Annotated in this window: 22 protein-coding genes; 9 read left to right on the forward strand and 13 right to left on the reverse strand. The window is 36.1% G+C overall.

Annotated features, from left to right (window positions below; genetic code table 11):
- Positions 1-59: 59 nt before the first annotated feature.
- On the reverse strand, positions 60-839 hold the full coding sequence (locus tag EKL96_RS00920; protein WP_126457537.1) for a TatD family hydrolase: 780 nt from the start codon (positions 837-839) through the stop codon (positions 60-62).
- A 155-nt stretch (positions 840-994) separates the two neighbouring features.
- On the opposite strand from EKL96_RS00920, the gene EKL96_RS00925 reads away from it, so the two are divergent.
- A complete protein-coding gene (locus tag EKL96_RS00925) occupies positions 995-1432 on the forward strand; it encodes a retropepsin-like aspartic protease (RefSeq protein ID WP_126457538.1) in 438 nt (145 codons plus the stop codon).
- A gap of 28 nt (positions 1433-1460) precedes the next feature.
- On the forward strand, positions 1461-2216 hold the full coding sequence (locus EKL96_RS00930) for a hypothetical protein (protein ID WP_233579244.1): 756 nt from the start codon (positions 1461-1463) through the stop codon (positions 2214-2216).
- Between the two features lie 55 nt (positions 2217-2271).
- On the opposite strand, the gene odhB is transcribed toward EKL96_RS00930, so the two are convergent.
- Positions 2272-3501, reverse strand: coding sequence for a 2-oxoglutarate dehydrogenase complex dihydrolipoyllysine-residue succinyltransferase (gene odhB, locus EKL96_RS00935; protein ID WP_126457539.1), 1230 nt, complete (start codon positions 3499-3501; stop codon positions 2272-2274).
- Positions 3502-3660: 159 nt separating this feature from the next.
- The gene (locus tag EKL96_RS00940; protein WP_126457540.1) at positions 3661-6435 is read right to left on the reverse strand and encodes a 2-oxoglutarate dehydrogenase E1 component; all 2775 of its coding nucleotides are present in this window, start codon (positions 6433-6435) and stop codon (positions 3661-3663) included.
- Positions 6436-6555: 120 nt separating this feature from the next.
- Between EKL96_RS00940 and EKL96_RS00945 the strand changes: the two genes are divergently transcribed.
- Positions 6556-7098, forward strand: a complete 543-nt coding sequence (locus EKL96_RS00945) for a hypothetical protein (RefSeq protein ID WP_126457541.1) — start codon at positions 6556-6558, stop codon at positions 7096-7098.
- A gap of 9 nt (positions 7099-7107) precedes the next feature.
- Positions 7108-8439: an alkaline phosphatase D family protein gene (locus EKL96_RS00950; RefSeq protein ID WP_126457542.1), complete on the forward strand. Its 1332-nt coding sequence runs from the start codon at positions 7108-7110 to the stop codon at positions 8437-8439.
- On the opposite strand, the gene EKL96_RS00955 is transcribed toward EKL96_RS00950, so the two are convergent.
- The gene (locus tag EKL96_RS00955) at positions 8440-8790 is read right to left on the reverse strand and encodes a hypothetical protein (RefSeq protein WP_126457543.1); all 351 of its coding nucleotides are present in this window, start codon (positions 8788-8790) and stop codon (positions 8440-8442) included.
- A 127-nt stretch (positions 8791-8917) separates the two neighbouring features.
- Positions 8918-9892 (reverse strand): polyprenyl synthetase family protein, encoded by a 975-nt coding sequence (locus EKL96_RS00960; protein WP_126457544.1) that lies wholly within the window; start codon positions 9890-9892, stop codon positions 8918-8920.
- 201 nt (positions 9893-10093) lie between these two features.
- Between EKL96_RS00960 and EKL96_RS00965 the strand changes: the two genes are divergently transcribed.
- The 4 genes from EKL96_RS00965 to EKL96_RS00980 all read left to right on the forward strand — a co-directional run bounded on the left by EKL96_RS00965 (position 10094) and on the right by EKL96_RS00980 (position 16380).
- Positions 10094-10693 carry a TetR/AcrR family transcriptional regulator gene (locus EKL96_RS00965; RefSeq protein ID WP_126457545.1) on the forward strand — a complete coding sequence of 200 codons (600 nt, stop codon included), beginning with the start codon at positions 10094-10096 and terminating at the stop codon, positions 10691-10693.
- Positions 10690-12054: a TolC family protein gene (locus EKL96_RS00970; RefSeq protein WP_126457546.1), complete on the forward strand. Its 1365-nt coding sequence runs from the start codon at positions 10690-10692 to the stop codon at positions 12052-12054. The genes EKL96_RS00965 and EKL96_RS00970 overlap by 4 nt, the downstream gene beginning before the upstream one ends.
- A 5-nt stretch (positions 12055-12059) precedes the next feature.
- The gene (locus EKL96_RS00975; protein WP_126457547.1) at positions 12060-13127 is read left to right on the forward strand and encodes an efflux RND transporter periplasmic adaptor subunit; all 1068 of its coding nucleotides are present in this window, start codon (positions 12060-12062) and stop codon (positions 13125-13127) included.
- 76 nt (positions 13128-13203) lie between these two features.
- Positions 13204-16380 carry an efflux RND transporter permease subunit gene (locus EKL96_RS00980; protein WP_126456161.1) on the forward strand — a complete coding sequence of 1059 codons (3177 nt, stop codon included), beginning with the start codon at positions 13204-13206 and terminating at the stop codon, positions 16378-16380.
- Between the two features lie 108 nt (positions 16381-16488).
- Here the strand turns inward: EKL96_RS00980 and EKL96_RS00985 are convergent, their stop codons facing one another.
- Complete coding sequence (locus tag EKL96_RS00985; protein WP_126457548.1) at positions 16489-16929, reverse strand: LexA family protein; 441 nt, start codon at positions 16927-16929, stop codon at positions 16489-16491.
- Positions 16920-18194 (reverse strand): Y-family DNA polymerase, encoded by a 1275-nt coding sequence (locus EKL96_RS00990; RefSeq protein ID WP_126457549.1) that lies wholly within the window; start codon positions 18192-18194, stop codon positions 16920-16922. Before EKL96_RS00990 ends, EKL96_RS00985 begins: the two co-directional genes overlap by 10 nt.
- A gap of 390 nt (positions 18195-18584) precedes the next feature.
- Here EKL96_RS00990 and EKL96_RS00995 point away from each other — a divergent pair, with 390 nt between their 5' ends.
- A complete protein-coding gene (locus EKL96_RS00995) occupies positions 18585-19256 on the forward strand; it encodes a hypothetical protein (protein WP_126457550.1) in 672 nt (223 codons plus the stop codon).
- An 81-nt stretch (positions 19257-19337) separates the two neighbouring features.
- Here the strand turns inward: EKL96_RS00995 and EKL96_RS01000 are convergent, their stop codons facing one another.
- The 6 genes from EKL96_RS01000 to EKL96_RS01030 form a co-directional block, all read right to left on the reverse strand.
- Entirely contained in the window at positions 19338-20321 is a 984-nt protein-coding gene (locus tag EKL96_RS01000) for a Gfo/Idh/MocA family protein (RefSeq protein WP_126457551.1), read from the reverse strand.
- Positions 20322-20459: 138 nt separating this feature from the next.
- Entirely contained in the window at positions 20460-21176 is a 717-nt protein-coding gene (locus tag EKL96_RS01005) for a DsbA family protein (RefSeq protein ID WP_126455170.1), read from the reverse strand.
- A gap of 376 nt (positions 21177-21552) precedes the next feature.
- A complete protein-coding gene (locus EKL96_RS01015) occupies positions 21553-24243 on the reverse strand; it encodes a TonB-dependent receptor (RefSeq protein WP_126457552.1) in 2691 nt (896 codons plus the stop codon).
- Between the two features lie 28 nt (positions 24244-24271).
- Positions 24272-24997 (reverse strand): GLPGLI family protein, encoded by a 726-nt coding sequence (locus tag EKL96_RS01020; protein WP_126457553.1) that lies wholly within the window; start codon positions 24995-24997, stop codon positions 24272-24274.
- A 340-nt stretch (positions 24998-25337) separates the two neighbouring features.
- Positions 25338-26054, reverse strand: coding sequence for a GLPGLI family protein (locus tag EKL96_RS01025; protein WP_126457554.1), 717 nt, complete (start codon positions 26052-26054; stop codon positions 25338-25340).
- Between the two features lie 64 nt (positions 26055-26118).
- The gene (locus EKL96_RS01030; RefSeq protein WP_126457555.1) at positions 26119-26361 is read right to left on the reverse strand and encodes a hypothetical protein; all 243 of its coding nucleotides are present in this window, start codon (positions 26359-26361) and stop codon (positions 26119-26121) included.
- Positions 26362-26395: the final 34 nt, after the last annotated feature.

Consider the following 26395-nt stretch of genomic DNA (forward strand, 5'->3'; position numbering starts at 1 on the left):
TTTCTATATTTGTGTGGGCAAATGAACAAAAAAAAAGTCAAAATAAAGTGAATTCTACTTTAAATCCCAAAAATAGCTTTAGAATTCTCGGTGGTTCGCATTGCTATTTCATGTGTTGAAAGGCCATAAATCTGGGCTAACTTATCGACTACGCTGACTATATAACTACTTTCATTCCTTTTTCCACGAAAAGGAATTGGGGCTAAATATGGGGAATCTGTTTCTAAAACAAGATGCTTTATATCGATCTGTTTCAAAAATTGATCGATTTTTCCGTTTTTGAAAGTAACAACCCCGCCTATTCCAAGCTTCATATTATACGAAATTGCCCTTAAAGCTTGTTCATACGTTCCAGAAAAACAATGAAAAATACCAAATAAATCATCCGATTTTTCTTGTTCCAGAATTTCGAAAATTTCATCAAATGCATCCCGACAATGAATCACAATAGGTAACTTATATTCTTTAGCCAATTGAATCTGCTTTTTGAAAGCAATTTGTTGCTGAGGCAAATGGGTTTTATCCCAATACAAATCGATCCCAATTTCACCAACAGCGTAGAATTTTCTTTTCGCCAGTTCGTTTTCCACATGCTGTAATTCTTTCAGATAATTCTCTTTCACATACGTGGGATGCAAGCCCATCATCAAGAATACGTTTTCAGGATACTTTTTTTCTAAAATATACATGGATTCGGTGCACGTCGAATCGATTGCCGGAATAAAAAAACGCGACACACCCGCTCCAATGGCGCGCTTCATCATTTCGTCCCGATCTTGATTGAATTCCTCAGAATATAAATGAGTATGGGTATCGGTAATTATTACTTTTGTTTCCAAGTGTCGTCTTTTAAGAATACAAAATTACAAGAATTAAACTAGTCAAAAAAATGGTTTAACAAAGATTGCGACAGAAAAAAGATTCCAAAACTGCATACAACAACTTGTATCTTTGTAAAAGGGACACTATAATTCCGAAAACAAATTCTGCCTAGATGAAAAACCTCCACAAAATCCTTAAAAAAGAAAACTACAAAAAAGTAAAATTTAAGATTACTAAAACCCAACATCTTTTGATTAAAGCCAAAATCAACGGTATCAAAGGAAATTTCATTTTAGATACAGGTGCTTCAAGTAGTTGTATCGGATTTGAATGTGTTGATTTGTTTCTATTGGAAGCTAAAAAATCAAAAACTAAAGCTTCAGGAGCTGGAGCTTCCGGAATGTTGACACAAATAGCTACAAAAAATCAATTGCAACTAGGCACTTGGAAAGACAGTGCTTTTGACGTCGTAATTTTCGATTTATCTCATATAAACGAAGCTTTAACACAACACAAATCAAAACCCGTTCATGGAATCATAGGAGCCGATGTTTTAATGAAAGGAAAAGGAATCGTGGACTATTTTAATTATTGCTTATATTTACAATAGAAAAACGACCTTAAAACCTTAAAGAAACATGAAAAATATTTTCAAAAAATTATTGGTATTTATGGGACTACTTTTATTTTCTTGTTCTCCCGCCGACTTAACTAACGAAAATGAAACAATAACTAATTCAGATTCTAACAATCTCAGTATTTTAAAAACCAGCTATTCAAAAATTTGGGACTTCGATAATTTAACGGAATGGGAAGATGCTACTCAAGTTGGCAATCCAAATTACTGGATTGAAAATGGGAATTTACGTATTTTCACAAATCCAAATACGTGGGAAAGATCAAAAGTAAAAACGATTTCAAGTTTTGCCGCTGGAACCTATAGCTGGAATGTTTATATCCCCGAAATGGGCGTTGGTGACATGGCTAACATTGGAGCTTTTTTATATAATAATGACACACACGAACTCGATTTTGAGATTGGCTATGGATCACAAGCCATTCGAAATCAATTAGCAGCAGAACCAGACGATCTTATCGTATACATGATCTCACAGGGCTATCCGTTCCAATCTGTTCAAAGGAAAATCAAAAGAAGACAATGGTATAATCTTACACTACAATTATCCCTTACTTCTAATGGGCGATACAATGTAAGTTGGAAAATCAATGATGCAATTATGGCAAGTGTCCGACTTAATTATGGTAAAAACACCAAATTTAACATCTATTGCAGTGTCGAAAATTTACAATTTATAGGCGACCACATTCCGAAAAGCCAAAATTACGCACTTTTTGATGTTGTGGAATTCAAAGGAATTTTAATAAAAAAATAAAAAATCCGTTTAGTTTTAGAACTAAACGGATTTTTTATTTTACGAATTAATTCAATTACAATTCTAATGCTTTTTTAGGATTGTTCTCTAACAATAATTCCATTGGGTTTTCTAAGGCTTCTTTTACGGCCACCAAGAAACCAACAGACTCACGACCATCAATAATTCTATGGTCATAAGACAACGCCACATACATCATTGGGTGAATTTCTACTTTTCCGTTTACGGCAATTGGGCGCTCGATAATGTTGTGCATTCCAAGAATTCCTGACTGTGGCGGATTGATAATTGGCGTACTCAACATACTTCCAAAAACACCACCATTAGTAATCGTGAAGGTTCCACCAGTCATATCATCCACTGTGATTTGTCCGTCACGCGCTTTAAGGGCTAATCTTTTAATGTCGGCTTCAACTCCACGGAAAGTCAAGTTCTCCGCATTACGAACGACAGGAACCATTAATCCTTTTGGTCCTGAAACTGCGATAGAAATGTCGCAAAAATCGAAAGCGATCTTATGATCCCCATCCATCATTGAGTTTACATCTGGAAATAATTTTAATGCTCTGGTCACTGCTTTAGTAAAAAAAGACATGTACCCTAAACCAATTCCGCCATGTTTTGCTTTGAATGCGTCTTTGTATTCATTCCGAATCAAGTTGATTGGCGTCATGTTTACTTCATTAAAAGTAGTTAACATGGCGGTTTCGTTTTTAGCAGCCACTAATCGTTCTGCCACTTTACGACGTAACATTGATAATTTTGAACGTTCGGATCCACGAGACCCACCGGTAGGCGTCCCCATTGAAGGCGCCGCATGTACGGCATCGTCTTTAGTGATTCTTCCGTCTTTTCCAGTTCCTGTTACTGAAGTTGTTGCTATATTTTTTTCGTCTAATATTTTTCGTGCTGCCGGAGATGGAGTTCCTGAAGCGTAAGTTGCTGCTGCTACTGGAGCGGCTTTTGGCGCTTCTGTTTTAGTTTCCACTTTTGGCGCTTCAACTGTTTTTGTAGCTTCAGCAACTGGCGCATCGCCTGCTGGTTTTACGCCGTCCGTATCAATGTGACAAACTACTGCTCCTACTGCAACTGCATCTCCTTCTTCCGCTTTCAAAGTAATGATTCCGCTGGCTTCTGCTGGCAATTCTAATGTTGCTTTATCAGAATCAACCTCAGCAATGGCTTGGTCTTTCTCTACATAATCTCCGTCTTTTACCAACCAAGTTGCGATTTCAACTTCCTTTATAGATTCCCCTGGTGATGGGACTTTCATTTCTAAAATCATGTTCTATTATTTTAAATTATGAATTTTAAGTTTTAAATTGTTCTTGAACAACTTATGTGTGTTAGATGTATTGTTTTTTAGCCCTGATGGCAGCGACATCCTTTTTCTAGCTTCTTTAGCTAGGAAAAGATATAGCGTACAGCAGGAAATAGCTCCTTATTATCGGTATAAATTTTTATCAAAAACCATTCGCAAGGCATCAGCCTGACGGCGTTTTGCTCTTGTATAACTTCCTGAGGCCGGTGCCGCATACGCTTTTAGTGAGGCCAATCTCCATTTTACTAAATCAAAATTCATTAGCATAAAGCTGTAAGCACCCATGTTTTTTGGTTCTTCTTGTGCCCAAACATAATCATCTGCATTGGGATATTTAGCGATAATGGCTTTTAATTGTTCTACCGGTAATGGGAACAATTGTTCGATTCTAACTACGGCTACATCATTTCTGTCCAGAATTTCTCTTTCGGCAGTAATGTCATAATAGAATTTTCCGGTACAAAAAACCAGCGTTTTCACATGCGCTTTATTCACTGTTTCATCATCAAATGTTTCTTGAAAACTCCCTGTTGCGAATTCTTCAACGGTAGATACTACCCTTGTATCCCGCAACAAACTTTTAGGCGTAAACACAACAAGTGGTTTACGAAACGTTGTTTTCATTTGTCTTCTCAATAAGTGAAAGAAGTTGGCTGGTGTAGTACAATCTGCCACATACATATTGTGTCTGGCACAAAGTTGTAAGTATCGCTCCATTCTGGCTGATGAATGCTCCGCTCCTTGTCCTTCGTATCCGTGCGGCAACAATAAAACAATTCCGTTTTGATTGTTCCATTTATCTTCGCCACAAGAAATATACTGATCAATTATAATTTGGGCACCGTTACTAAAATCCCCAAACTGTGCTTCCCAGATGGTTAATGTATTTGGGTTGGCTAAAGCATACCCATAATCAAACCCTAAAACAGCATATTCAGACAACAGCGAATTGAATATATTGAATTTCCCTGTTGCGCCCTCTAAAGTACTCAACAAAGTCACTTCTTCTTCTGAATCCTCTACTTTTACAACGGCATGACGGTGAGAGAACGTGCCTCGCTCTACATCTTGCCCCGAAATACGAACATCATATCCTTCTTTTAAAAGTGACCCATAGGCTAAGTGCTCTGCCATGGCCCAATCCAGCTTGTTTGTTTCAAAAAACATTGTTTTTCTATCGTTGACAAGTTTTTGTATTTTGCTGATAAATTTTTTGTCTGCAGGTAAATTACAAATTACGTTTGCAACCTCAGTAAGTCCTACTACTGGAAAAGTAGTATCTACTTTTTTGAGCATTTCAACATCCGAAACCTGCTCAAAACCTTTCCATTCGTTTTTCATGAATGGTGTTATAATAGTCAAATCTTTTTTACGGGAGGCTTCTAAATTCACCTCTAGATTTGATTTGTATTCTTTTTCTAATCCTTTTACAAAAGTACTGTCAACAACTCCTTCGGCAAGCAATTTCTCCATGTAGATGTCTCTTGGATTTTTATGCTTTGCAATGATTTTGTACAATACGGGTTGGGTAAAACGAGGCTCATCGCCTTCATTATGTCCATATTTTCTATATCCCAATAAATCAATAAACACATCCCTACCAAATTCCATTCTGAAATCCAATGCAAAGGACATCGCGTGAACTACAGCTTCAGCATCATCTGCATTGACATGCAAAACGGGCGAAAGGGTAACTTTAGCAACATCAGTACAATAGGTAGAGGAACGAGCATCCAGATAATTGGTGGTAAAACCTACTTGATTATTGATAACAATATGTATGGTCCCTCCAGTTTTATAACCATCCAATTGTGCCATTTGCACAATTTCATACAAAATTCCCTGACCCGCAATTGCAGCATCTCCGTGAACGGCGATTGGCAATACTTTTGAGAAATCGTTAGGGAAATATTTATCTTGTTTGGCTCTTGTGATTCCTTCGATTACTGCACCTACTGTTTCAAGGTGCGACGGATTAGGAGCTAAATTTATATTAATTTTTTTACCGGTACTGGTCACTTTATCCGCTGTAAGTCCTAAATGGTATTTTACATCGCCGTCAAAATATTCTTGATCGTAATCTTTACCGTCAAACTCTCCAAAGATGTCTTGGGTCGATTTGCCAAAAATATTTGCCAACACATTCAAACGACCACGATGTGCCATTCCCATAACAAATTGCTCAACTCCTTTTTCAGCTGCTTTCTCGATTAAAGCATCTAATGCAGGAATAATTGATTCCCCACCTTCTAGAGAAAAGCGTTTTTGACCTACATATTTAGTGTGCAAAAAATTCTCAAAAGAAACGGCTTGGTTTAATTTATTAAGAATGGATTTTTTTTCGTCCAATGAAAATTTAGGCTGATTGTCATTGTAGCCTAATTTTTTCTGAATCCACTCCACTACTTCCGGTTTACGGATATACATATATTCCACCCCGATGTGCTGGCAGTATATTGTATCAAGATGCGTTATGATTTCCTGAAGCGTACAAGGCTGTATTTCCATAACCTTGGCTGCATCAAAAACAGTATTTAAGTCTGCTAATGAAAGTCCAAAATTTGTGATTTCTAGAGTTGGTGATGATACTCGTCTTTCTCGAACCGGATTTGTTTTAGTAAACAAATGACCGCGAGAGCGGTATCCATCTATTAATTTTAATACATTGAACTCCTTTTGAAGCTTGTCAGAAACCAAGCTAATATCTGTATTATTAGCCGCAAAATTTGCAATTTGCTCGACTTTATGATCCTCGCCGTAAGAACTCATCCCAAAGTCAAAACCTTGAAAGAAACTTCTCCAACTAGGCTCAACGCTGTCTGGATTTTCTATATATTGATCGTATAATTGAGCGAAAAATTCTGTATGTGCTGCGTTTAAAAATGAAAACCTATCCATAATATTTAGTGAATATACCTTTTTGATTAAAATAGTTTGGCAAAAGTACAATAATACAATAAATTTATAATTTATTTTAAGATACTTTTACATCTTAAATTGTTAAAAATCTAGAAACTTATGGCAAAAAAGCGCTTTTTCGAGGTTACCAAATCGTTTTTAGTACTTATTGCCTTGTTTTTTGCAAGTGCTCTGTTTGCACAACAAAATACAATGTATACCACTATGCCAAACCAGTTTTGGAGAAATGTACAATTTGGAGGTGGACTGGGTTTAGGCTTTGGTTCCGGCTACACGGACATTTCGTTAGCGCCAAGTGCCATTTATAATTTTAATGAATATGTGGCTTTGGGACTGGGAGTGCAGTATAAATATTTGAAGCAACGCGATTTTTTTGCTTCTCATTTGTATGGCGGTAGTGTTATAGGATTATTTAATCCAATCCCCGAAATCCAACTTTCGACGGAACTGGAACAATTAAGAGTCAATGTAAATCTGGATGGATCCAATAGCAATTCTCAAAACTACTGGAATACAGGTTTATTCATCGGCCTTGGTTACAGATCTGGAAACGCCACTATTGGTGGGCGATATAATGTTTTGACTGACAAAAACAACATTTACGGCAGTGCCTTTATGCCTTTTATTAGAGTGTATTTTTAATTATCTGCGATGAAAAAAACTTTTCAATTATGCTGTATTTTATTTATAAGTTACAGTTTTGCTCAAAACAATATTTTACAATCTGGGCCCATGGTGGGGTATTGCGAAATGACCGAAGCGATGATTTGGTTGCAAACCAACAAAAAAGCTTCGGTGAAAATAGCTTATTTTGCCCTTGACAATCCTACTAATATATTCTACTCCGACGTGTATTCATCTTCAAAAGAAGTTGGCTTCACGCATCATATTATTTTAGATCAATTAGAACCCGGAAAAAAATATACGTATGCTGTTTTCATAAATGACAAAAAAATCATCTTGCCCTACGAGACTTCTTTTTCATCAAAGAAACTTTGGGAATGGCGCGAAGATGCTCCTGATTTCACAGTAGCCATTGGAAGTTGTTCCTATTTTAATGAAACTCCGCTGGACAGACCAGGAAAAGCCTACGGAAGTGAGTATGGCATTTTTGAAAGTATTGCCAAAAAAAATCCAGAAATCATGATATGGAGTGGTGACAATATTTATCTCAGAGAAGCGGACTGGGATAGTAAAACCGGGATTTATCATCGGTATACGCATTCAAGGTCGGTAAAAGAAATTCAGCCTTTGCTGGCAAAAACTCAAAATTTTGCCATTTGGGATGACCATGATTTTGGTCCGGATGATAGCGATGGCAGTTTTTATAACAAATTTCTAACTCAAAAAGCGTTTAAAGATTTCTGGGCAAATAAAAGCTACGGTATGAATGCTGAACAAAACGAGGGTATTTATTCTACCTTTAGCTGGAGTGATGCACAGTTTTTTTTATTGGACGATCGGTTTTTCAAGACCCCAAATAACAGAATTACGGGCGAAAGAACGGTTTTAGGAAATACCCAATTAGAATGGCTGATTAACGCACTAAGTTCCTCTAAAGCCAGTTTTAAAATAATTGTAATGGGCGTACAAGTATTAAATTCCGTAGCGGAAAAGGAAAACTACAGCAACTACCCCAAAGAGAAAGAAAAATTGCTAAAAGAAATTCTTGATAATAAAATTAAGGGCGTTTTATTCCTAAGCGGTGATAGGCATTTTACTGAATTTTCCGAAGTTCCCCGCGAGAATGCCTACTCTTTATTTGACTGGACCGTTTCACCGCTAACTTCCGGTGTTGCCGCTGAAGGGGCATTAAAGGAAAACAATATTTACAGATCCAAAGGCAGTTTGATTACGCAACATAATTTTGGTATGATTTCATTCTTGGGTTCAAAGGAAAACCGCCAAATGAAACTAACTGTTTTTGATACTGCGGGAACTGAATTATGGAATAAAACAATCTTAAAAAAAGACTTACAATAACTAATACTTATTCCGGAACCACACTTTTTGCCATTCTCTTTTTAGGATCAAAAAAGCGACTTGTTCTGCCAGAACTACTAAATCAGATCCGTCTAGTTTTTTTATTTCTTCTTCGGAAACATCAATTATGTATAATAAATTGAGGTATTCAGCAAATTTGTATTGAATAAGTCGATATATTTTTTCGTGAAGCTGCAACTTCAATTCACTGGGAGAAATACCCAACGGAAAATCAATTGCTTCGTTAGCGAGATTGAAATCCTTATTCATTTGTTCGATTAATTTCAAATATAAGTTTTCACCCGCGGCTTCAGCAAGTAGTAAATCGGTATTTTTTGGAACTATAAACATATCTTTAAATATCAATGGCAATATGAATGTCAATTTTCAATATTGTTATTATTATACACTATACTTCTTGTTAAATTTTAAATATAAACTTTCAAAGTCAATGTTGAAATTGATTATTGAAATTGAATTACACTTTTCTGCCCATTAAATTCTCCCCAAAAGATTTCAACATTGCTTTTTTATCGGCGCTAATATTCATTTTATCCAAGGTCTGAAACGCCTTAAAAGTAAAATCTTGTATTGCTTCCTGTGTTGCCGTAGCCGCACCAGAACTATTAAAAAGTGCTTTCACCGTCTCTATTTTATCCGTACTATTTTCCGGCTGAACAGAAAACAAATACCGCAATTCTTTAGCTTCCTCTTCTTTTGAAAAAGCTACTGCTTTTAGATACAAATACGTTTTTTTATTTTCTATAATATCACCGCCTACTTGTTTTCCAAAGGTTTCTGGATCCCCAAAAGCATCCAAGAAATCATCCTGTAATTGAAAAGCCAAGCCTAAATTGAGGCCGAAATCATACACCAGATTTGCGTTTTCCTCGGTAGTTTCTGCAATAATCGCTCCCATTTTCATGGCTGCTGCTACCAAAACAGCCGTTTTGTATTGAATCATCATCAGGTATTCTGGAATGGTAACATCATTGCGTTCTTCAAAATCGACATCCCATTGCTGCCCTTCGCAAACTTCAAGCGCTGTTTTGCTGAACAACTTGGCCAAATCCCGAAAAATAACGGGCTCATATTGTTCAAAATATTGATAGGCTAAAATCAGCATCGCATCCCCAGATAAAATTCCGGTGTTTATATTCCATTTCTCATGAACCGTTGCTTTTCCTCTTCGTAGTGGCGCATCATCCATAATATCATCGTGAACCAACGAAAAGTTGTGAAAAACTTCAACGGCTAATGCGGCAGGCAATGCTTTTTGATACGGCGCATCAAAAATTTCGGCACTCATTAAGGTCAGTACCGGACGAATTCTTTTTCCGCCAAGGTCTAAAATATACCGGATGGGCTCGTACAAATTTCTTGGTTCTTTGGTTTCATATTGTGCCTGCAAATACTCCGAAAGAAACCCCTGATATTGATAAATGGAATGCATAAAATAAATTTTTGGCTAATTTACTCTATTCAAATTGTATTACAAACATCGTTTTACCTTCAAATGTTAAATAAACCAAAATACATCGGAAACTATTTTGGTGTTTAAAGTTTCCGTCTTATATTCGCACTCGAAATTAATCGTTCAAATCAACAAATTTGAATTTAATTAAAAAATACTGAAACCATTTCAGCCTTAAAAATGAAAGAAAAAATTATAACTAAAGCAAGTGAGATGTTTTTAAAACTAGGTTTTAAGAGCATCACCATGGATGATATTGCAGGAGAAATGTGTATTTCTAAAAAAACGATTTATAAATATTTCTGCAATAAAGAATTACTTATTGAGGAAAGCACCACTGCAATTCACAAACAAATCCATCAAATTATTGACCGTATTATTGCCCAAAATTATAATGCTATCGCAGAAAATTTTGAAATACGAAAAATGTTTAAAGAAATGTTTCAATCCTCAGACGACTCCCCCATTTACCAATTAAAAAAACATTATCCTGAAATTTATGAGAAAGTGATGACAAGAGAAATCAATGAATGCAACACCACTTTTGAACAAAACATAAAAAAAGGAATCGAACAAGGTTTTTACCGCGACAATATAAATATTAAAAGTTACACGCGATTTTATTATTATTTAATTTTCAGTATAAAGGGCTGTACCAGTTCCGAAAAAGAAGCTCAAAAGATAGAACTTGAGATTTTAGAATACCATACCAGAGCTATGGCAACTCCCAGCGGGATAATTGAACTTGAAAAACATTTACTTAACTATACTACAAAATGAAAACTATAATTTTACTAGCCATCCTGACCTTTGGTATTTCGGCTCAATCACAAAACTCAGGCAACCCAGGTACAAGTCCCGTACAAACACTTACGCTAAAAGAAGCCGTCAACTATGCTCTAGAAAACAAAGCAGATGCCAAAAAAGCAAAATTACAAGTAGAGAACAGTGAATACCAAATTCAGGAAATACGCTCCAGAGCTTTGCCTCAAATTTCAGCTAATGGCAATTTGACGTACAATCCTGTAATACAAACAACTGTTATTGACGGAGCAGGATTTGGCGCTCCGGGAACTACCATCCAAGCCGCTTTTGGCCAACCATGGATTTCTACTGCCGGAGTTTCTCTGACACAGGCTATCTTCGACCAAACTGTTTTTACCGGCCTAAAAGCAGCAAAATCTACCAGAGAATTTTACCAGATCAACAATCAACTAACAGAAGAGCAAGTAATTGAGCGTGTGGCCAATAATTATTACCAAGTCTATGTGCAGCGACAAAAACTAACGGTGATTGACAGCACTTTAAGAAATACCACCAAAGTAAGAAACATCATCAAAGGACAATATGACAATGGTCTAGCCAAGAAAATTGATTTGGATCGAATTATAGTAAAAATTTCAAACATCAATACACAACGTCAACAGGTACTGAATGCCGTACAAATACAAGAAAATACCTTGAAATTTTATATGGGAATGCCCATAGAAACCCAAATCGAGATTCCACAAACTGCCTTTGAAGTAGGGCCACAAGCATTGTCTGAAATTCCAAATACGGCAAACAGAACGGAATACTTGCTTTTGAAAAAACAAGAACAACTATTATTTTATCAAAAAAAGGCTATTGAAGCTGCTTATTACCCAACATTATCACTGAATGCCGGGTACAATTATATTGGTCAGGGTCCTGTAATGCCTTTGGGCGGAAAACCTTCTAAAGGAGTGTACTGGTCTGATTTCTCTTCGATTGGCTTGAATTTGAAAGTACCGATATTTACTGGATTTGGCACTCGTGCAAAAGTGAGACAAGCCGATGTTGACCTACGAACTATCCACGAAGAGTTGGTTGATACCAAGTTGTCACTTGACCTGGCTTTTGCCAATGCAAAAACGCAAATTGACAACAGCTTAACCACAATCAACAATCAGAAAGAAAATGCCCAATTAGCCAAAGAGGTTTTAAATAACACCCGAAACAACTATATACAAGGATTAACCACACTGACTGATTTACTGGATGCTGAAAACTCATTGACCGAAGCTCAAAACAACTACACATCAGCTATATTAGAGTACAAACTGGCAGAAATACAATTAGTCAAATCCAAAGGGGAATTAAAAACACTAACCAATAAATAATCAAAATGAAAAAAATAATAATAACAGTAGTAGTAATTGTAGCATCCTTAGGACTAATTGCCTACGTGTTAACCAATAATAAAAAAGAAAACGAAGCCAAAACAACTATTGTTGCGGAGAAAAACGCCTCCGTTTCTGTTAGAGTTGAAACCGTAAAAACCGAAGCTGTTTCATTAGATTTCTCATCCAATGGAAATTTTGAACCCATACAAGAATTAAAATTTTCTGCTGAAAAATCAGGTAAAATAACAAAGATACTTGTAAAAGAAGGCGATTATGTTTCAGTAGGACAAACACTTGCCATTGTACGAAGCGATGTTATAAACGTAAATGCGCAAAACGCTAATGCGGTGTATCAAAATGCGGTGGCTGATTACACCCGATTTGAAAATGCATACAAAACAGGCGGCGTAACTAAACAACAAGTAGATCAGGTAAAACTAGCAATGGTAAATGCTAAATTCCAGTTAACACAAGCAAATATCAATGTTGGAGATACAAGAATCAAAGCGCCAATTAGTGGGTTTATCAATAAGAAATACATCGAGGTTGGATCAATCATTTCTGCTACACCTGCTACGGAATTGTTTGATATTGTAAATGTTTCCAAACTAAAACTAAAAGTTAACGTTAACGAAAGCCAAGTGGCCAGTTTAAAAGTAGGTACCGTCACAAAAGTTGTAGCAAGCGTGTATCCAGACCAAATTTTCTCAGGGAAAATCACTTTTATCGCCTCAAAAGCGGACGAAATTTTAAATTTCCCCATCGAGATTGAAATTACAAACAACGCTTCCAACGGTTTAAAAGCGGGTATGTACGGAACCGCTGAATTTGCATCGAAACAACAAAAACAATCGTTGATGATTGTTCCTAGAGATGCTTTTGTAGGAGGTGTAAGCAGCAATCAGGTTTTTGTAATTGAAAGCGGAACTGCCAAATTGAAAACAGTTACAGCTGGAAGAATTCTTGGGGACAAAGTAGAAATTCTAAACGGACTCTCAAATGGCGAAACTGTAATTGTCACAGGTCAAATCAACCTTCAGGACGGATCTAAAGTGGATGTCATTAAATAGTCGAAAGTTGTAAACCCAAAGGTCAAAAGCAGAAAACGGCATGACCTTATACGTTAAGACCTAAAAATATAAATATATGAAATTAGCAGAAATATCCATAAAACGTCCTTCGTTAGTAATTGTATTGTTTACGATTCTAACACTTGGTGGACTGTTCAGTTACAGCCAATTGGGTTACGAATTGATTCCAAAATTCGAAACCAATGTAATTACTGTTGCCACTATTTATCCGGGTGCATCACCAAGTGAGGTAGAAAATACGGTTACCAAAAAAATTGAAGATGCCATTGCATCCTTAGAAAATATTAAAAAAATAGACTCGAAGTCCTACGAAAGTTTATCAACAGTGTCCATTACATTAACGTCTTCGGCTGATGTTAATATTTCCATGAACGATGCGCAGCGTAAAATAAATGCTATTCTTAGTGATTTGCCTGATGATGTTGAAACGCCTTCATTGACTAAATTTTCTTTAAGCGATTTACCAATTATGACTATTGGTGCCAACGGAAAAATGGATGAAGTTGCTTTTTACGACTTAATTGATAAAAAATTAGCACCCGTTATTTCTCGAGTAGAAGGTGTAGCACAAGTAAATATTATTGGCGGACAAGAAAGAGAAATTCAAGTAAATCTTGATGCGGTAAAAATGCAAGCCTACGGACTTTCGATTCCGCAAGTGCAACAAACTATTTTATCTTCTAATTTGGATTTTCCAACAGGAAACATTCAAACTCGTGAGCAAAAAATACTAATCCGTTTAGCCGGAAAATATAAAACTGTTGATGAATTAAGAAACTTAATTGTATCTTCTAAAAACGGAATACAAGTTCGTTTAGATGCTATTGCTGATGTTCAGGATACTCAAAAAATTCCTGAAAAAATAGCGCGTGTCAATCAAAAAAGTGCTATTATTTTACAAATCATCAAACAATCGGATGCCAATGCGGTTGCGGTAAGTGAAGAGTTAGTTAAAACAATTGCTAAACTGGAAACGGATTATAAAGCAAACGGATTAAAACTTGAAATAGCAAAAGACAGTACTATTTTCACATTAGAAGCTGCCGATGCTGTTGTGCATGATTTACTAATTGCGGTACTTTTAGTGGCTCTTGTAATGTTGTTTTTCTTGCACAGCATTAGAAACTCATTGATTGTAATGGTTTCTATTCCTGCTTCGTTAATTGCTACGTTCATTGGAATTTATTTGATGGGGTATACCTTAAACTTAATGAGTTTATTAGGACTTTCTCTTGTGGTGGGTATTCTTGTGGATGACGCCATTGTAGTTCTCGAGAATATTTACAGGCACATGGAAATGGGTAAAAATAAAGTTCGAGCTGCTTATGATGGAACTGCAGAAATTGGTGGAACTGTTGTATCGATTACTTTAGTAATTGTAGTAGTGTTTCTACCAATTGCAATGAGTACCGGATTGGTTTCTAACATTATTACGCAATTCTGTGTAACGGTTATTATCTCGACATTGCTGTCATTAGTCGCTTCATTTACAATCATTCCATGGTTATCTTCAAGATACGGGAAATTAGAACACATTCAAGGTAAAAATCTTTTTGGAAGAATCATCCTTGGATTTGAAAGCTATTTAACACGATTTACAAATTGGGTCTCCAGATTATTGGAATGGTGTTTGGATCATTATTTTAAAACACTAGCTATCGTTTTAGTACTCTTTTTTGGATCGATGATTAGTTTATTTGGCGGTGGATTTATTGGTGGGGAATTCTTTGCCGCGTCTGATAGTGGTGAGTTTTTAGTTCAGATAGAAATGCCAAAAGATGCTTCATTAGAGCAAACCAATTTCATGACGCAAAAAGCAGAAGCATTCTTGCAGAAAGAAGAGTATGTTTTTAGTCAAATTACAACGATTGGTCAAACCAGTGAAGGTCTTGGTGCTTCGCAAGCCACTGCTTACAAATCGGAGATAAACGTAAAAATGGTTGGATTAGACAAACGTAATGAACCTGCAAATGTGTATGCTGCAAAAACCAAACGCAAATTAGAAAAAATACTAGTTGGTGCCAAAGTAAAAACAGTTCCAGTTGGTATTTTAGGAACTGCAGAAGATGCTACTTTAGGATTAATTGTAACGGGGCCAAATGTAGAAAGCGCCATGCAATTTGCAAAAGCAGCAGAAAAAGAATTACGTACCATTCCTGGAGCAACAGAAATCGAATTGTCTGTAGAAGATGGAAATCCAGAAGTAAACGTAAAAGTCGATAGAGATAAAATGGCCGCTTTAGGATTGAGTTTGCAAACAGTAGGTATGACCATGCAAACTGCTTTTAGCGGAAATACTGATGGTAGATTTAGAGCTGGTGAATACGAATATGACATCAATATTAAATACAATGCATTCGACAGAAAAAGTATCGCAGATGTCAGAAACTTAATTTTCATAAACGATAGTGGTCAACAAATAAAACTGAATCAATTTGCAACCGTAACCGAAGGTTCCGGTCCAAGTGAATTAGAACGAAGAGACAAATCAGCATCGGTAACTGTAAAAGGCCAAAATGTGGGTGTGGCTTCAGGAACTATTGTAACACAATGGCAAGAAAAAATTGAAAAATTAAAAAAACCAACCGGTGTAAATTATATTTGGGGTGGTGATCAGGAAAACCAGTCCGAAGGTTTTGGTACATTAGGAATTGCGTTATTAGCTGCGATTGTCTTGGTTTACCTGGTAATGGTTTCGTTATACGACAGTTTTGTACATCCATTTGTGGTATTGTTTGCCATCCCGCTTTCCTTTATTGGTGCAATGTTGGCTTTGGCTTTAACCAATAATACACTGAATATATTTACCATTTTAGGTATCATCATGCTTATTGGTCTGGTGTGTAAAAATGCGATTATGCTTGTAGATTATACCAATCAAAGGCGTAAAGCTGGCGAAACGGTCAGAACAGCATTAATCCAAGCAAATCATGCGCGTCTTCGTCCAATTTTGATGACCACTATCGCGATGGTATTTGGTATGTTCCCCATTGCGCTAGCCTCTGGAGCTGGAGCGGAATGGAAAAACGGTTTGGCTTGGGTAATTATTGGGGGATTAATTTCCTCATTATTCTTGACTTTAGTAGTAGTTCCGGTAATTTACCAAATTATGGAAAAAGCCATCAGTAGACTTTCGAAAGGAGAAAAAGTTGATTATGAAGCTGAAATGGTTGCCGATTATGAGCATAAAGAACTAAGTGAAGATGGATTTAATCCAAAACATACCGTTTAAAATCTGAATTTATTATAAAAGATAAAACCTGTTCATTAGTTTGAACAGGTTTTTTTATGGCTAAAAATCCATTAAGAATTCAATTTTAACAATAGCAACAACTGGCTTTTACACCTTCTTAATCACATAGGTCACAATTCCCCAGATGATTAATTGATTTTCTTCCGTGACTTTTATCGGAGCATAATTGGGATTTTCAGGCATCAGATACAAACAGTCTTTCTTCAGTTGTATGCGTTTCACCGTAAATTCTCCATCGATAAAGCAAATTGCAATTTTATTGTTCTGTGGCTCCAAGCTTCTATCCACAACAAGAACATCTTTATCATTGATTCCAGCATCAATCATAGAATTTCCTTTGACTCTGATGTAAAAAGTAGCTAATGGGTTTTCACTCAATTGCTTGTTCAAATCAATGCTCATTTCCATAAAATCTGCGGCCGGTGATGGAAATCCCGCCGAAACCCCTTCGTTTATGAAAGGAATTTGCAATTCACTTTCAAAATCAGGTAGAAAGAACATTAGTTTTTGTCCGTTATTTATTGGCATTTGATTTCGAGTATGTCTTTAAAATTAGTGGTGTATCCGGGTGACAAATGGTTCTGATTCATGTTCCAGGTCAGACTTAAATTTTGGGTAGCCAACTTTACTTTCTTGTCTCCAATTTTGTTATTGAGACCATCCATCACTTTCATCAGCAGCAAATGTTTTGGGTTTTCTTCGTCAAACAGCTGCAATTGTTTCTTGTTTTGATCAATCAATTCCGTGACGATCACTCCCGCTTTCTTGAATTTCAAATGTTCATTTCCTTGGTGCAGTTTCTTCAACATTGCGATAGCAACATTAGAAATTGTCAATGTAGAATTTGACGCATACGGCAATGTAATCGCCATATTAAAATAATATTTTGAGGTTTGTACCGTATGTTTATCCACCACTAACATTACAATAATGGTATGACAGCAGGAATTTTGTTTGCGTAATTTCTCTGCACAAACCGCGGCAAAAGTTGCTACACGTTCGCGCAGCAAATCAAAATCAGCAATTTGTTTTGGGAAACTTCTGGTCGTAGCAATACTTTTCTTTTGGTCAACAATGGGCTCTAAATCCAATACTGATTTTCCTTCGAGTTCATATTTTAAACGCATCCCAATCACACCCATTTCTTTTTTGATCCAAGCTTCGTGTTGTGGTGCCGTAAAATCCAGAGCCGTCACAATATTTTTAGCTTTCATCTTTTTATTCATCCGGTAACCAATGCCCCAGACATCTTCAATCTTTGTCCATTTCAAGGCTTTGATTCGTTTTTCTTCCGTATCAATAACGTAAACGCCTTGCGTTCTGTCTTGGAATTTCTTGGCAATTTTATTGGCTACTTTAGACAATGCTTTGGTTTCGGCAAAGCCAATGCAAACCGGAATCCCTACCCATTTTCGTATCCGGGTTTTCATTTGGATTCCATACTCATGATAATCGGAAATCGTCAAACCATCAAAATTCAGGAAGGCTTCATCAATGCTGTAAATTTCTAGATTTGGTGTAAACTGCCCTAAAATAGCCATCACCCGATTGCTCAAGTCTCCATACAGTGCATAATTGGATGAAAATAATGTTATATTTTTCTCTTTTACCAATTCCTTAATCTGAAATGCCGGCGCACCCATAAGAATCCCGGCCGCTTTTGCTTCATTGCTTCTGGAAATCACGCAACCGTCGTTATTTGATAATATTGCAACCGGCTTTCCGTTGAATTTCGGCTGAAAAACACGTTCGCAGGAAGCGTAAAAATTGTTACAATCAACTAAAGCATACATGTTGCAAAATTACTCAATATCAGTTGAAGCGAGTTCGTAACAACAGTTAATTTTAAGCACTGTTGATAAGTAGTTTTTGTAGTGAAAAGGATTTAAAAGTAGCTAATGCTCCTTTACTGGCATTCTTCTTTTATGAAAAACATCAACAGGTACAGTAATTTTATGAAAAAAAATCATAATAATTGCTTTTCAATAAAATTATTTTTTGTCCTTCACGCAAATTAAAGTACTGATTTTAAGTGGATTAAGTCTACAAAATCAGGCCGTACTTTAAAGACACAACCCCTTGATTAAAAATTTTGGCATGCTCCTTGAATATCCCTTATCAAATAACACAAAAAGCGAAAGCCGAAAAGCTCAAGAGTAGGCAAAATTCAAAAGAACTGTATCATGAAAAAAATTACCTTTTTAGTAGCTAGTATCTTCATATTGGGAGGTAGTATAGCGAATGCCACAGAAAAAATCGATTTTTCTGTAGAAAGAAGATCTCCAGTAGATTTTAGAGATGCCGACCCAATTGTATTCACAGAAAGAGGAATTGAGTTTTTTATTTTCCCTGACGGACAATTAGATTTTAATACACGTCCTACAATTGGACGGGATATCTATTATAAGTCAAGCCGAAAAAATGGGGTAAACAAAACCTATGGTGCGCCAGGCAATGTGCGAAACGGGAATTATGGGGTAAAAGTAGCACACGATAATATGGGGAGAGTAAGACAAGTAGGAAATGTGTTTATCAACTATGATTCAAATGACCGCATCAAACGAGTGGGTTCCGTGTATATGACCTACAACCGATTTGCATTGGAACGCGTAGGAGGTTTAGAAATAATCTACAACCGTCATGGCCTGATTGTTGAAACTGTTGGCGCTGTAAAAGGTGGTAGAAGTTACCAATACGGTCAAAACAGAAATGATCGTGATTACGACAATGATTTTGGTGGCAACCAAAACTCAGAGGACGACGACTCTTACTATTACAGAACAAATGGCCCCAAAGCAAAAATTGAAAAAACGAAAGGAACCGGTCGCGTAGCCATCGTAATCAATAGAAGATAGTTTGTTAGTTATAAATGGTTTGTTTGAAAAATCCCGTTGGTATTCGTATCAACGGGATTTTTGTTTGAACAATTGAAAACACTACAAATTCCCCATAATTTGGTCCATAACCCAACTCGTATGCGTTGCTGTCAAACCTGTAGAAGGGTGTGTACTGTGCCCAAGAAGGTCTTCTCGCATTTGCTGTACATGATACAACTGAATATTTTCAGGATGGTCAATGAGTACTTCTGTTTGTCCTTGTGCGTTCGAAAGCACTACAGGATCATTTTCAAATACAGAAAACGTTATTTTTCCTTTGCTTCCATAAATGACCACTTTATCTTCCCGTTCATAGCACCCAAAATTCCAGCTTCCGGTACCTGTAATTCCAGATTCATGCAACCAACAGGCAGTCGCGGCATCTTTAGCAGCGTACAATCCTTGTTGATTAATACTAAGCCCCGAAACTTCTTTTATATTTCCCAGTAAATGCGTGAATAAATCCAGGCCGTGACTTGCTAAATCATCAAAATAACCGCCTGCAGCAATCAACGCATCAGTTCGCCAATTGTATTCGCCTGATAAATCCGTAGAACTTGCAGGTTTACTCAAATGCCATCTTATGTGTCTGATGTCACCAATGCTATTGGTATCAAGCCACGCTTTTATTTGTTCAAAACGAGGTAATGTTCGGCGATAATAGGCTACAAACAACGGAATTTTTTTTGCTGCGAAAGCAGTACAAATCGAGAGACTGTCTTGATAATTTGGAGACAAAGGTTTTTCGATACAACATATTTTACCGGCTGCAGCCACCATGAGTCCATACAATTTATGCACATCCGGAGGCGTGGCAATATAAATCGCATCAATCTCAGGATCATTAATCAAATCATCGGCATTTGTGTAATATTTGCTGATTCCGTGTCTTTTAGCATAATCCGCAGCCTTAACCGCATCTCTTCGCATTACTGCTACCACTTGAAAACCATCCGTTTTCTGGTACGCAGGACCACTTTTCAGTTCGGTAACATCGCCACAGCCTAATATTCCCCAGCGGATTACTTTTGTAGGTTCACTCATAATGATAATTTTTCATTGTCTCAGACGATTGTGCGCTACTGCGACTGTTTTGCGTAATAGTTAACCAGAAAGAAACTATGCTTCTTGTAGATAAAACGCTGGATGGAACTTAATTGCTTATCGTTTGAAATTCTCGTTTTACTCACAACCATCAATTCCACAACTGTCTCCATCGGTGGTATTCAATACCGTGACTTTCGAATCAAATTTGCCTTCCTCCCATACTTTTTCAAGTGTTTTCACAAAGGTTTCCACATGTTGCGCACCCGAAACTGCATATTTATTATCGAAAACAAAAAAAGGAACTCCTTGAACCCCGACAGATTGCGCCTCATTTATATCCTGCTGCACTTCATTTGCGTACGCATCAGAATTTAGCACTTCATCAATAGCTTCGCCATTCAGTCCTACTTCCAGTCCTAACGCTTTCAATGTATCCAAATCATTAATATTCTTACCATCCGTTAAATAGGCTTTGAACAGTAATTCTTCTAAGTCATTTGCCAAATCATATTTTTTAGCCAAATGCAACAAGCGATGTGCATGCAGCGAATTGGCCATAACCGCTTTTTCAAAATTGAAATCCAATCCTGCATTTTTAGCATTTTCAGTCATATTATTCAGCATCTCTTGTGCCCAATCTTTATCTTTTCTATATTTTTCGGCCAAATGCTCAACCATATCATCCTCTGGAGAAGCAACAAAGCCGGCGTCTAACTGAAAACTTTTCCATTCAATTTCAACTGCATCTTTATGCTCAAAATTCTGTAAAGCACCTTCTATTCTTCTTTTTCCAATATAACAAAACGGACACATGATATCCGACCAGATTTGTATTTTTAATGTATTTCCCATTTTCCTTTAATTAAATTCAAAAATTAATTTTATAATACAAAATTAATCAATTCAGTTTTGAGCTTTTGGGGTTTTAGTGTTTAATTATAGATACTGGAATAGTAAATATTTATTTGAATCAGAAAGTCAGAAAAGTAATCCTTTATAATAGAACCAAAAAAACCATCAAAATTGCTCGTGATGGTTTTTTGTCAACTATAATCATTATACTAAAACTTCAACGTTAATCCCGCTAAGAAATTAATTCCTGCTTGTGGATAATAATACGGATAGATGTCATACATGTATCCGTTAGAAACGTATTTCTTGTCTAAAAAGTTATTCACTAAACCGGTCAAAATAATTAATTTATAAACCGATTTGTGTTTATAATTAACTACAATTTATAACTCACTGAAAATAAAAACACTCGTGGTAAAACAAAAGTAGTTCGCTCGCTGATTAAAAAGTCTGAGAATGAATAATCATTTTTCACTCTGATATCAAATAGGTTATTGACAGTCAATTGAAAGCCAAAAGGACTATTTTTCTTTTGATATCGCAATGATGTATTAGCAATATCATAAAAATTACTTTGATTGTTGTTATTCGTATTCGTGAGATTTTCGTATTCAAATTTACAGGTCCAAAATTTAAAAAAGGTTATGTCAGCATTAGCAGTTAAGGCATCCGTCTGAAAATTCGATTGAGTCAAACCGGAGAACTGACTAAAACCTTTAGTGTAACCAATACTCAAATTAGGCCATTTCCTATGGGCTGTCCGAAAGGAAACACCCATTCTTTGATTGTTTCTGTCATTTACCGTTAATACATTATTCAATGTTTGTAAATAATTAAACCAACGCAAACTCGTATTGAAACGCAAACTGAAACGGTATATTTGCTTAGATATAGAACCATGTACATTGTAATTCGTTTCAGGATTATCGCTTAGAATGGGTGTGCTAAATTGATTGATTCCATCTAATAGGATTTCGTTCCGAATCGTTTTTACTTTTTTATTAAAACTAGCTGTGGCATCCATCCTAATGCCTCTAAAACTATTAATTTTTGAATACCGCAAATTTGCCGAATGATAGCGCTCGTTTTGCAACAACGCATTTCCTCTGTACACCAAATTATAATTTTGCAAGCTAAACTGATCCGCCATTTGGCTCACCTGCGGAAAACTATTCTCAAGTTTATACGTAAAAGTTACCGTTTCTGATTTATTAAATTCAAATTCGCTGTCCCACTGCGGTTGCAAGAGTGTTTTAGACAATGTCCGCACTCCTAATTGCTGTTCTGTCTGTAGATGGTACCAGTGCATGTATAAACCAGGTTTATTAGTCCATTTACCAATACGGAATTTGTATTCGACTCCAATATATGCATCATTCAATTGGTACTTAACGTCATTCCCGAAACCAGCCAACGCAAAATCATTAACTGTTCCATTGGTCAATAGTTGTTTCTCTGAAGTTTCAAAACGAGATGTTCCATAATTATTTCCCACATTAGTATACAAATGATTGAAATTATCAATGACCCAATAATGTTTAACCAACGCATCCACACTATTATTTTTGGCTTTCTTGATTTGTTCAATGGTATAGGAATCATCGTCTTGCAGTGGAATCAGTCCTGTCAAAAAAGGCTGATCCGTAAACCATTGTGTTTGTGGCGTGTTGTAATCATACGACTGATTGACTACAAATGTGGTGGTATGATGTGCATTATAACTTTTATGCCACTCAATAAATTGTTTTATTGCTACATTATCCGTTTGGTTAATGGTTTCAAAAATACTAGCATTAAGATTGGTTATAGAGTTAATGGTACTTGAAAAATTATTAGTACTCGATTGATATTGTCCGTTATAATACCATTTTTCTTTAGCGCTGGGCGAATAATCCAGTTTTACATTGGCAATTCCCAAAACCGAGCGATTGTCCCCATTTTGTAACTTATTCTCAAAGGCGATAGCGCTATTTTGCAAGTATTCATTAGCGCTTTCTGTTCGTGTAGCCGTCAATACTTTCGAAAAAATAGAAAAACCAGAAATAGAAAGCTTTGAGGAAGTATCATGACTAAAATTGAAAGCGCCAACTTGCGATTTATTCTGAACCACATCTCTATTATCATTGGCAAAAGAAAACAAATTAGATAACGATCTCCTGCCCGTCAAAAACGCACTTGCTCCACTACCAAAGCGCGTGAGATCATCAAACGTAAAAGTACTCTTACCTATGTTATTTAAGTCCCCAATAAAACTCAAATTGGTTTTTGGCGCATAATAAAATAACGCCGCATGTGCCAGATAAAAACCATTGTCTTCAGTTCCTACTTCGGCACCGGCTTCGACATCTCCAAAAACAAAATTTTTCTTATCTTCTTTTAATTTTACATTTATCGCGAGTTCATCGCTATCCGAAACCTCTTTCATGAATGCCACTTCATTGAAATTATCAATGACTTCAATTTTGTCCAGCGCATCAGCAGGAATGTTCTCGACTGCTAACTTTGATCCACCACCAAAGAATGATTTCCCTTCGATAAGCATTTGAGTAACTCTTTTTCCCTGAACTGTTACTCCACCGTTTTTATCGACTTCTACACCTGGAAGTTTTTCGAGAATATCCTTCATTTTCCGTTCGTTCCCATTAGCAAAACTTTTTACATCAAATATCAGCGTATCTTTTTTGATAATAATGGGTTTAAACTCGTGCTTGATGACAATTTCCTTGAGTGTTACACCGGTAGGTCTGAGTTTAAAATCATAGTTAGCAATTACTGAATTGGGGTCCAAAAAAAGCATTTCCTCGACAAAACCAATATAGGAAACCGTGATTTCATACGCTACTTCTTTATCCAGTTCTAAGCGGTAACGCCCTTTATTATCCGCAATGGCAAACTTCAGGCTTGCTCCTTCTTGTAGTGGTTTAGCAATTACATTAGCGGATTCTAACGGTTTATTACTATCGTCAGAGACTACACCGGTTATGGTGTGGGATTGTGAAAAGCCTGCCGGAGAGACAAATAACATCAAAAAAAAGAGTGCTAGGTATTTGATGTTTATCGTCAACATAGAGATTTGCTTTTAATTTCTTATGATCTTAGGATCCATATTGAGATTTCATTTTCTTTTCGAATTCTTCTTTTGTGATTGTTTTTCCTTTTGGGAAATCGATGGTTGCTTCGCTTTCGTTAGAAATAATTATAGATGAGGCTAAAAAAGTGGTTTCTCTGTCTTCTAGTTCTAAAATAAGTCCCGGTAATCCATTAAAATATTTTGGGCCAAAGCCATATGGCAAACTTGGTGCAAACCATGCGGTAATGGGAACACTAGTGTTTTTACCTAATCTATTAATAAATTTATTTAAATAAATCGCTTTATAGCACAAATAATCACCAATCATCTTACTTTCTGTTGTGATGTCCCATTCTAATTTTTTGTTTGTTTTCTTAACTAACGTCCCACTATTATTTCGTTCTACAGCTGTATTACTAACTTTATCGTAAAAATAATCGCTCCCGACAGTTTGTATAAAAGCCATTTTTTGGGCCCATTTCCTTAAACCGGTGTTGCCGCCAGTATCTTGGATCAAATATTGATCTAAAATAGTACTAGATTGCGTCCTATTAAAAAGCAGTGTGGTAGTTTGTTTGTTAGCAATTTCAATTGTGTTCTCAATTAATTCTCTATCTGGTGAGTTTTTGAGGTCTACTTGATTATTTATCAATTGAATTTTATAAATCACTTTCCCCGAAAGAGACTGACTGTAACAGTCCTGCACTGCTGCAAAGGCGATTAACATTACTGTTATTATTGCTTTTTTCATAGTTACACTATTACATTTAATATTGAGATTTCATCTTCTTGTCGTACTCTTCTTTTGGAGTGATTTTTCCTTTTGGAAAATCGATGGTTGCTTCACTTTCGTTACAAGTGGTTATCTTAGATGCTAAAAAAGTAACTCTTCTTTATCCAGTTCTAAGCGGTAACGCCCTTTGTTATCCGCAATGGCAAATTTAAGGCTTGCTCCTTCTTGCTGCGGTTTAGCAATTACATTAGCGGATTCTAACGGTTTATTTCTATCGTCAGAGACTACACCAATTATGGTGTGGGATTGTGAAAAGGTTACTATTGTAAAAAAAAAGGAAGAGGTAAATACTATTCATTTATTTAATTGGTATCACTTTTTTAGTATATTCTTCCTCCTTAATACTTTTCCCTTTTGGAAAATCTATTACTAATTCTTTATCTTTTGAAATCGTTATTGATGTGGCATAAAAAGTAGTCTCACGATCCACCAATTCTAAAATAAGCCCCGGTAAACCATTAAAATATTTCGGACCATAAGCGTAAGGTAAACTTGGTGCAAACCATGCGGTAATGGGAACACTAGTATTTTTACCGAATCTATTGATAAATTTTTCTAAATAGATCGCTTTGTAGCACAAATAATCACCAATCATCTTACTTTCTGTTGTGATGTCCCATTCTAATTTTTTATGTATTTTCTTGGTTAAACTTCCGTTGTCTTTTCGCTCTACAGCCGTATTAGTGCTTTTTTCAAAAAAATAATCGCTACCGTTAGTTACCACAAAAGCCAACGACCTCGCCATTTTATTTAATTCATTGTCGTCCGCGTCAGAAATTAAATATTTATCCAAAACAGAACTCGATTGCCCGCTATTAAAATTTAGCGTAAGGGTTTGCTTGTTTGCAATCTTGATTATAGCTTCATTTAGTGGAAGAAATTTTGAATTTTTATTACCGCTACCGTACCCAGCTAATTGAGTTTTATAAATCACTTTTCCTGAAACTGATTGACTGTAGCAGTCAACTGTCACTGTAAATAACAAACAACAGAATCCTATTATTACTTTTTTCATTGTTTTCATTGTAGAAGCAAGCAAAACTAAAATTTAGTTTTGTTTGCTAGTTATAAGTACTACATTAATTTTCGGTTATACGAGGTGTTTTATTAGCTTCACAAGCATCGTAATACCCCTGATAAGCAGCTTCATTTTGTGCATCAGTGTGCGTGCCATTAGGGTCATACTCATTGTCTACATAATCAGCAGCTTTTACATAACATTCTTCTGACAATACTTCCATTTCTTTAACTTCATGAGTTCCTGCCATTGCAACTCCGCTAAACGCTACCACTGCCAGAGCGGTAAATAATAATTTTTTCATTTTTAATATTGTTTAAATTAATAAAATATTTAGT

The organism is Flavobacterium sp. LS1R10 (assembly GCF_003968825.1).
Lineage (GTDB): Bacteria > Bacteroidota > Bacteroidia > Flavobacteriales > Flavobacteriaceae > Flavobacterium.

Bases quoted from the DNA above. Each gene is read 5' to 3' on its own strand.
- EKL96_RS01020 (WP_126457553.1), bottom strand. From the start codon at position 24,997: ATGAAAAAAGCAATAATAACAGTAATGTTAATCGCCTTTGCAGCAGTG.
- EKL96_RS01025 (WP_126457554.1), bottom strand. From the start codon at position 26,054: ATGAAAAAAGTAATAATAGGATTCTGTTGTTTGTTATTTACAGTGACA.
- EKL96_RS00925 (WP_126457538.1), top strand. From the start codon at position 995: ATGAAAAACCTCCACAAAATCCTTAAAAAAGAAAACTACAAAAAAGTA.
- EKL96_RS00955 (WP_126457543.1), bottom strand. From the start codon at position 8,790: ATGTTTATAGTTCCAAAAAATACCGATTTACTACTTGCTGAAGCCGCG.
- EKL96_RS00970 (WP_126457546.1), top strand. From the start codon at position 10,690: ATGAAAACTATAATTTTACTAGCCATCCTGACCTTTGGTATTTCGGCT.
- EKL96_RS00940 (WP_126457540.1), bottom strand. From the start codon at position 6,435: ATGGATAGGTTTTCATTTTTAAACGCAGCACATACAGAATTTTTCGCT.
- EKL96_RS00980 (WP_126456161.1), top strand. From the start codon at position 13,204: ATGAAATTAGCAGAAATATCCATAAAACGTCCTTCGTTAGTAATTGTA.
- EKL96_RS00950 (WP_126457542.1), top strand. From the start codon at position 7,108: ATGAAAAAAACTTTTCAATTATGCTGTATTTTATTTATAAGTTACAGT.
- EKL96_RS00990 (WP_126457549.1), bottom strand. From the start codon at position 18,194: ATGTATGCTTTAGTTGATTGTAACAATTTTTACGCTTCCTGCGAACGT.
- EKL96_RS01030 (WP_126457555.1), bottom strand. From the start codon at position 26,361: ATGAAAAAATTATTATTTACCGCTCTGGCAGTGGTAGCGTTTAGCGGA.
- EKL96_RS00985 (WP_126457548.1), bottom strand. From the start codon at position 16,929: ATGCCAATAAATAACGGACAAAAACTAATGTTCTTTCTACCTGATTTT.
- EKL96_RS00930 (WP_233579244.1), top strand. From the start codon at position 1,461: ATGAAAAATATTTTCAAAAAATTATTGGTATTTATGGGACTACTTTTA.
- EKL96_RS01000 (WP_126457551.1), bottom strand. From the start codon at position 20,321: ATGAGTGAACCTACAAAAGTAATCCGCTGGGGAATATTAGGCTGTGGC.
- EKL96_RS00960 (WP_126457544.1), bottom strand. From the start codon at position 9,892: ATGCATTCCATTTATCAATATCAGGGGTTTCTTTCGGAGTATTTGCAG.
- EKL96_RS00965 (WP_126457545.1), top strand. From the start codon at position 10,094: ATGAAAGAAAAAATTATAACTAAAGCAAGTGAGATGTTTTTAAAACTA.
- EKL96_RS01015 (WP_126457552.1), bottom strand. From the start codon at position 24,243: ATGTTGACGATAAACATCAAATACCTAGCACTCTTTTTTTTGATGTTA.
- EKL96_RS01005 (WP_126455170.1), bottom strand. From the start codon at position 21,176: ATGGGAAATACATTAAAAATACAAATCTGGTCGGATATCATGTGTCCG.
- EKL96_RS00975 (WP_126457547.1), top strand. From the start codon at position 12,060: ATGAAAAAAATAATAATAACAGTAGTAGTAATTGTAGCATCCTTAGGA.
- EKL96_RS00995 (WP_126457550.1), top strand. From the start codon at position 18,585: ATGAAAAAAATTACCTTTTTAGTAGCTAGTATCTTCATATTGGGAGGT.
- odhB (WP_126457539.1), bottom strand. From the start codon at position 3,501: ATGATTTTAGAAATGAAAGTCCCATCACCAGGGGAATCTATAAAGGAA.
- EKL96_RS00945 (WP_126457541.1), top strand. From the start codon at position 6,556: ATGGCAAAAAAGCGCTTTTTCGAGGTTACCAAATCGTTTTTAGTACTT.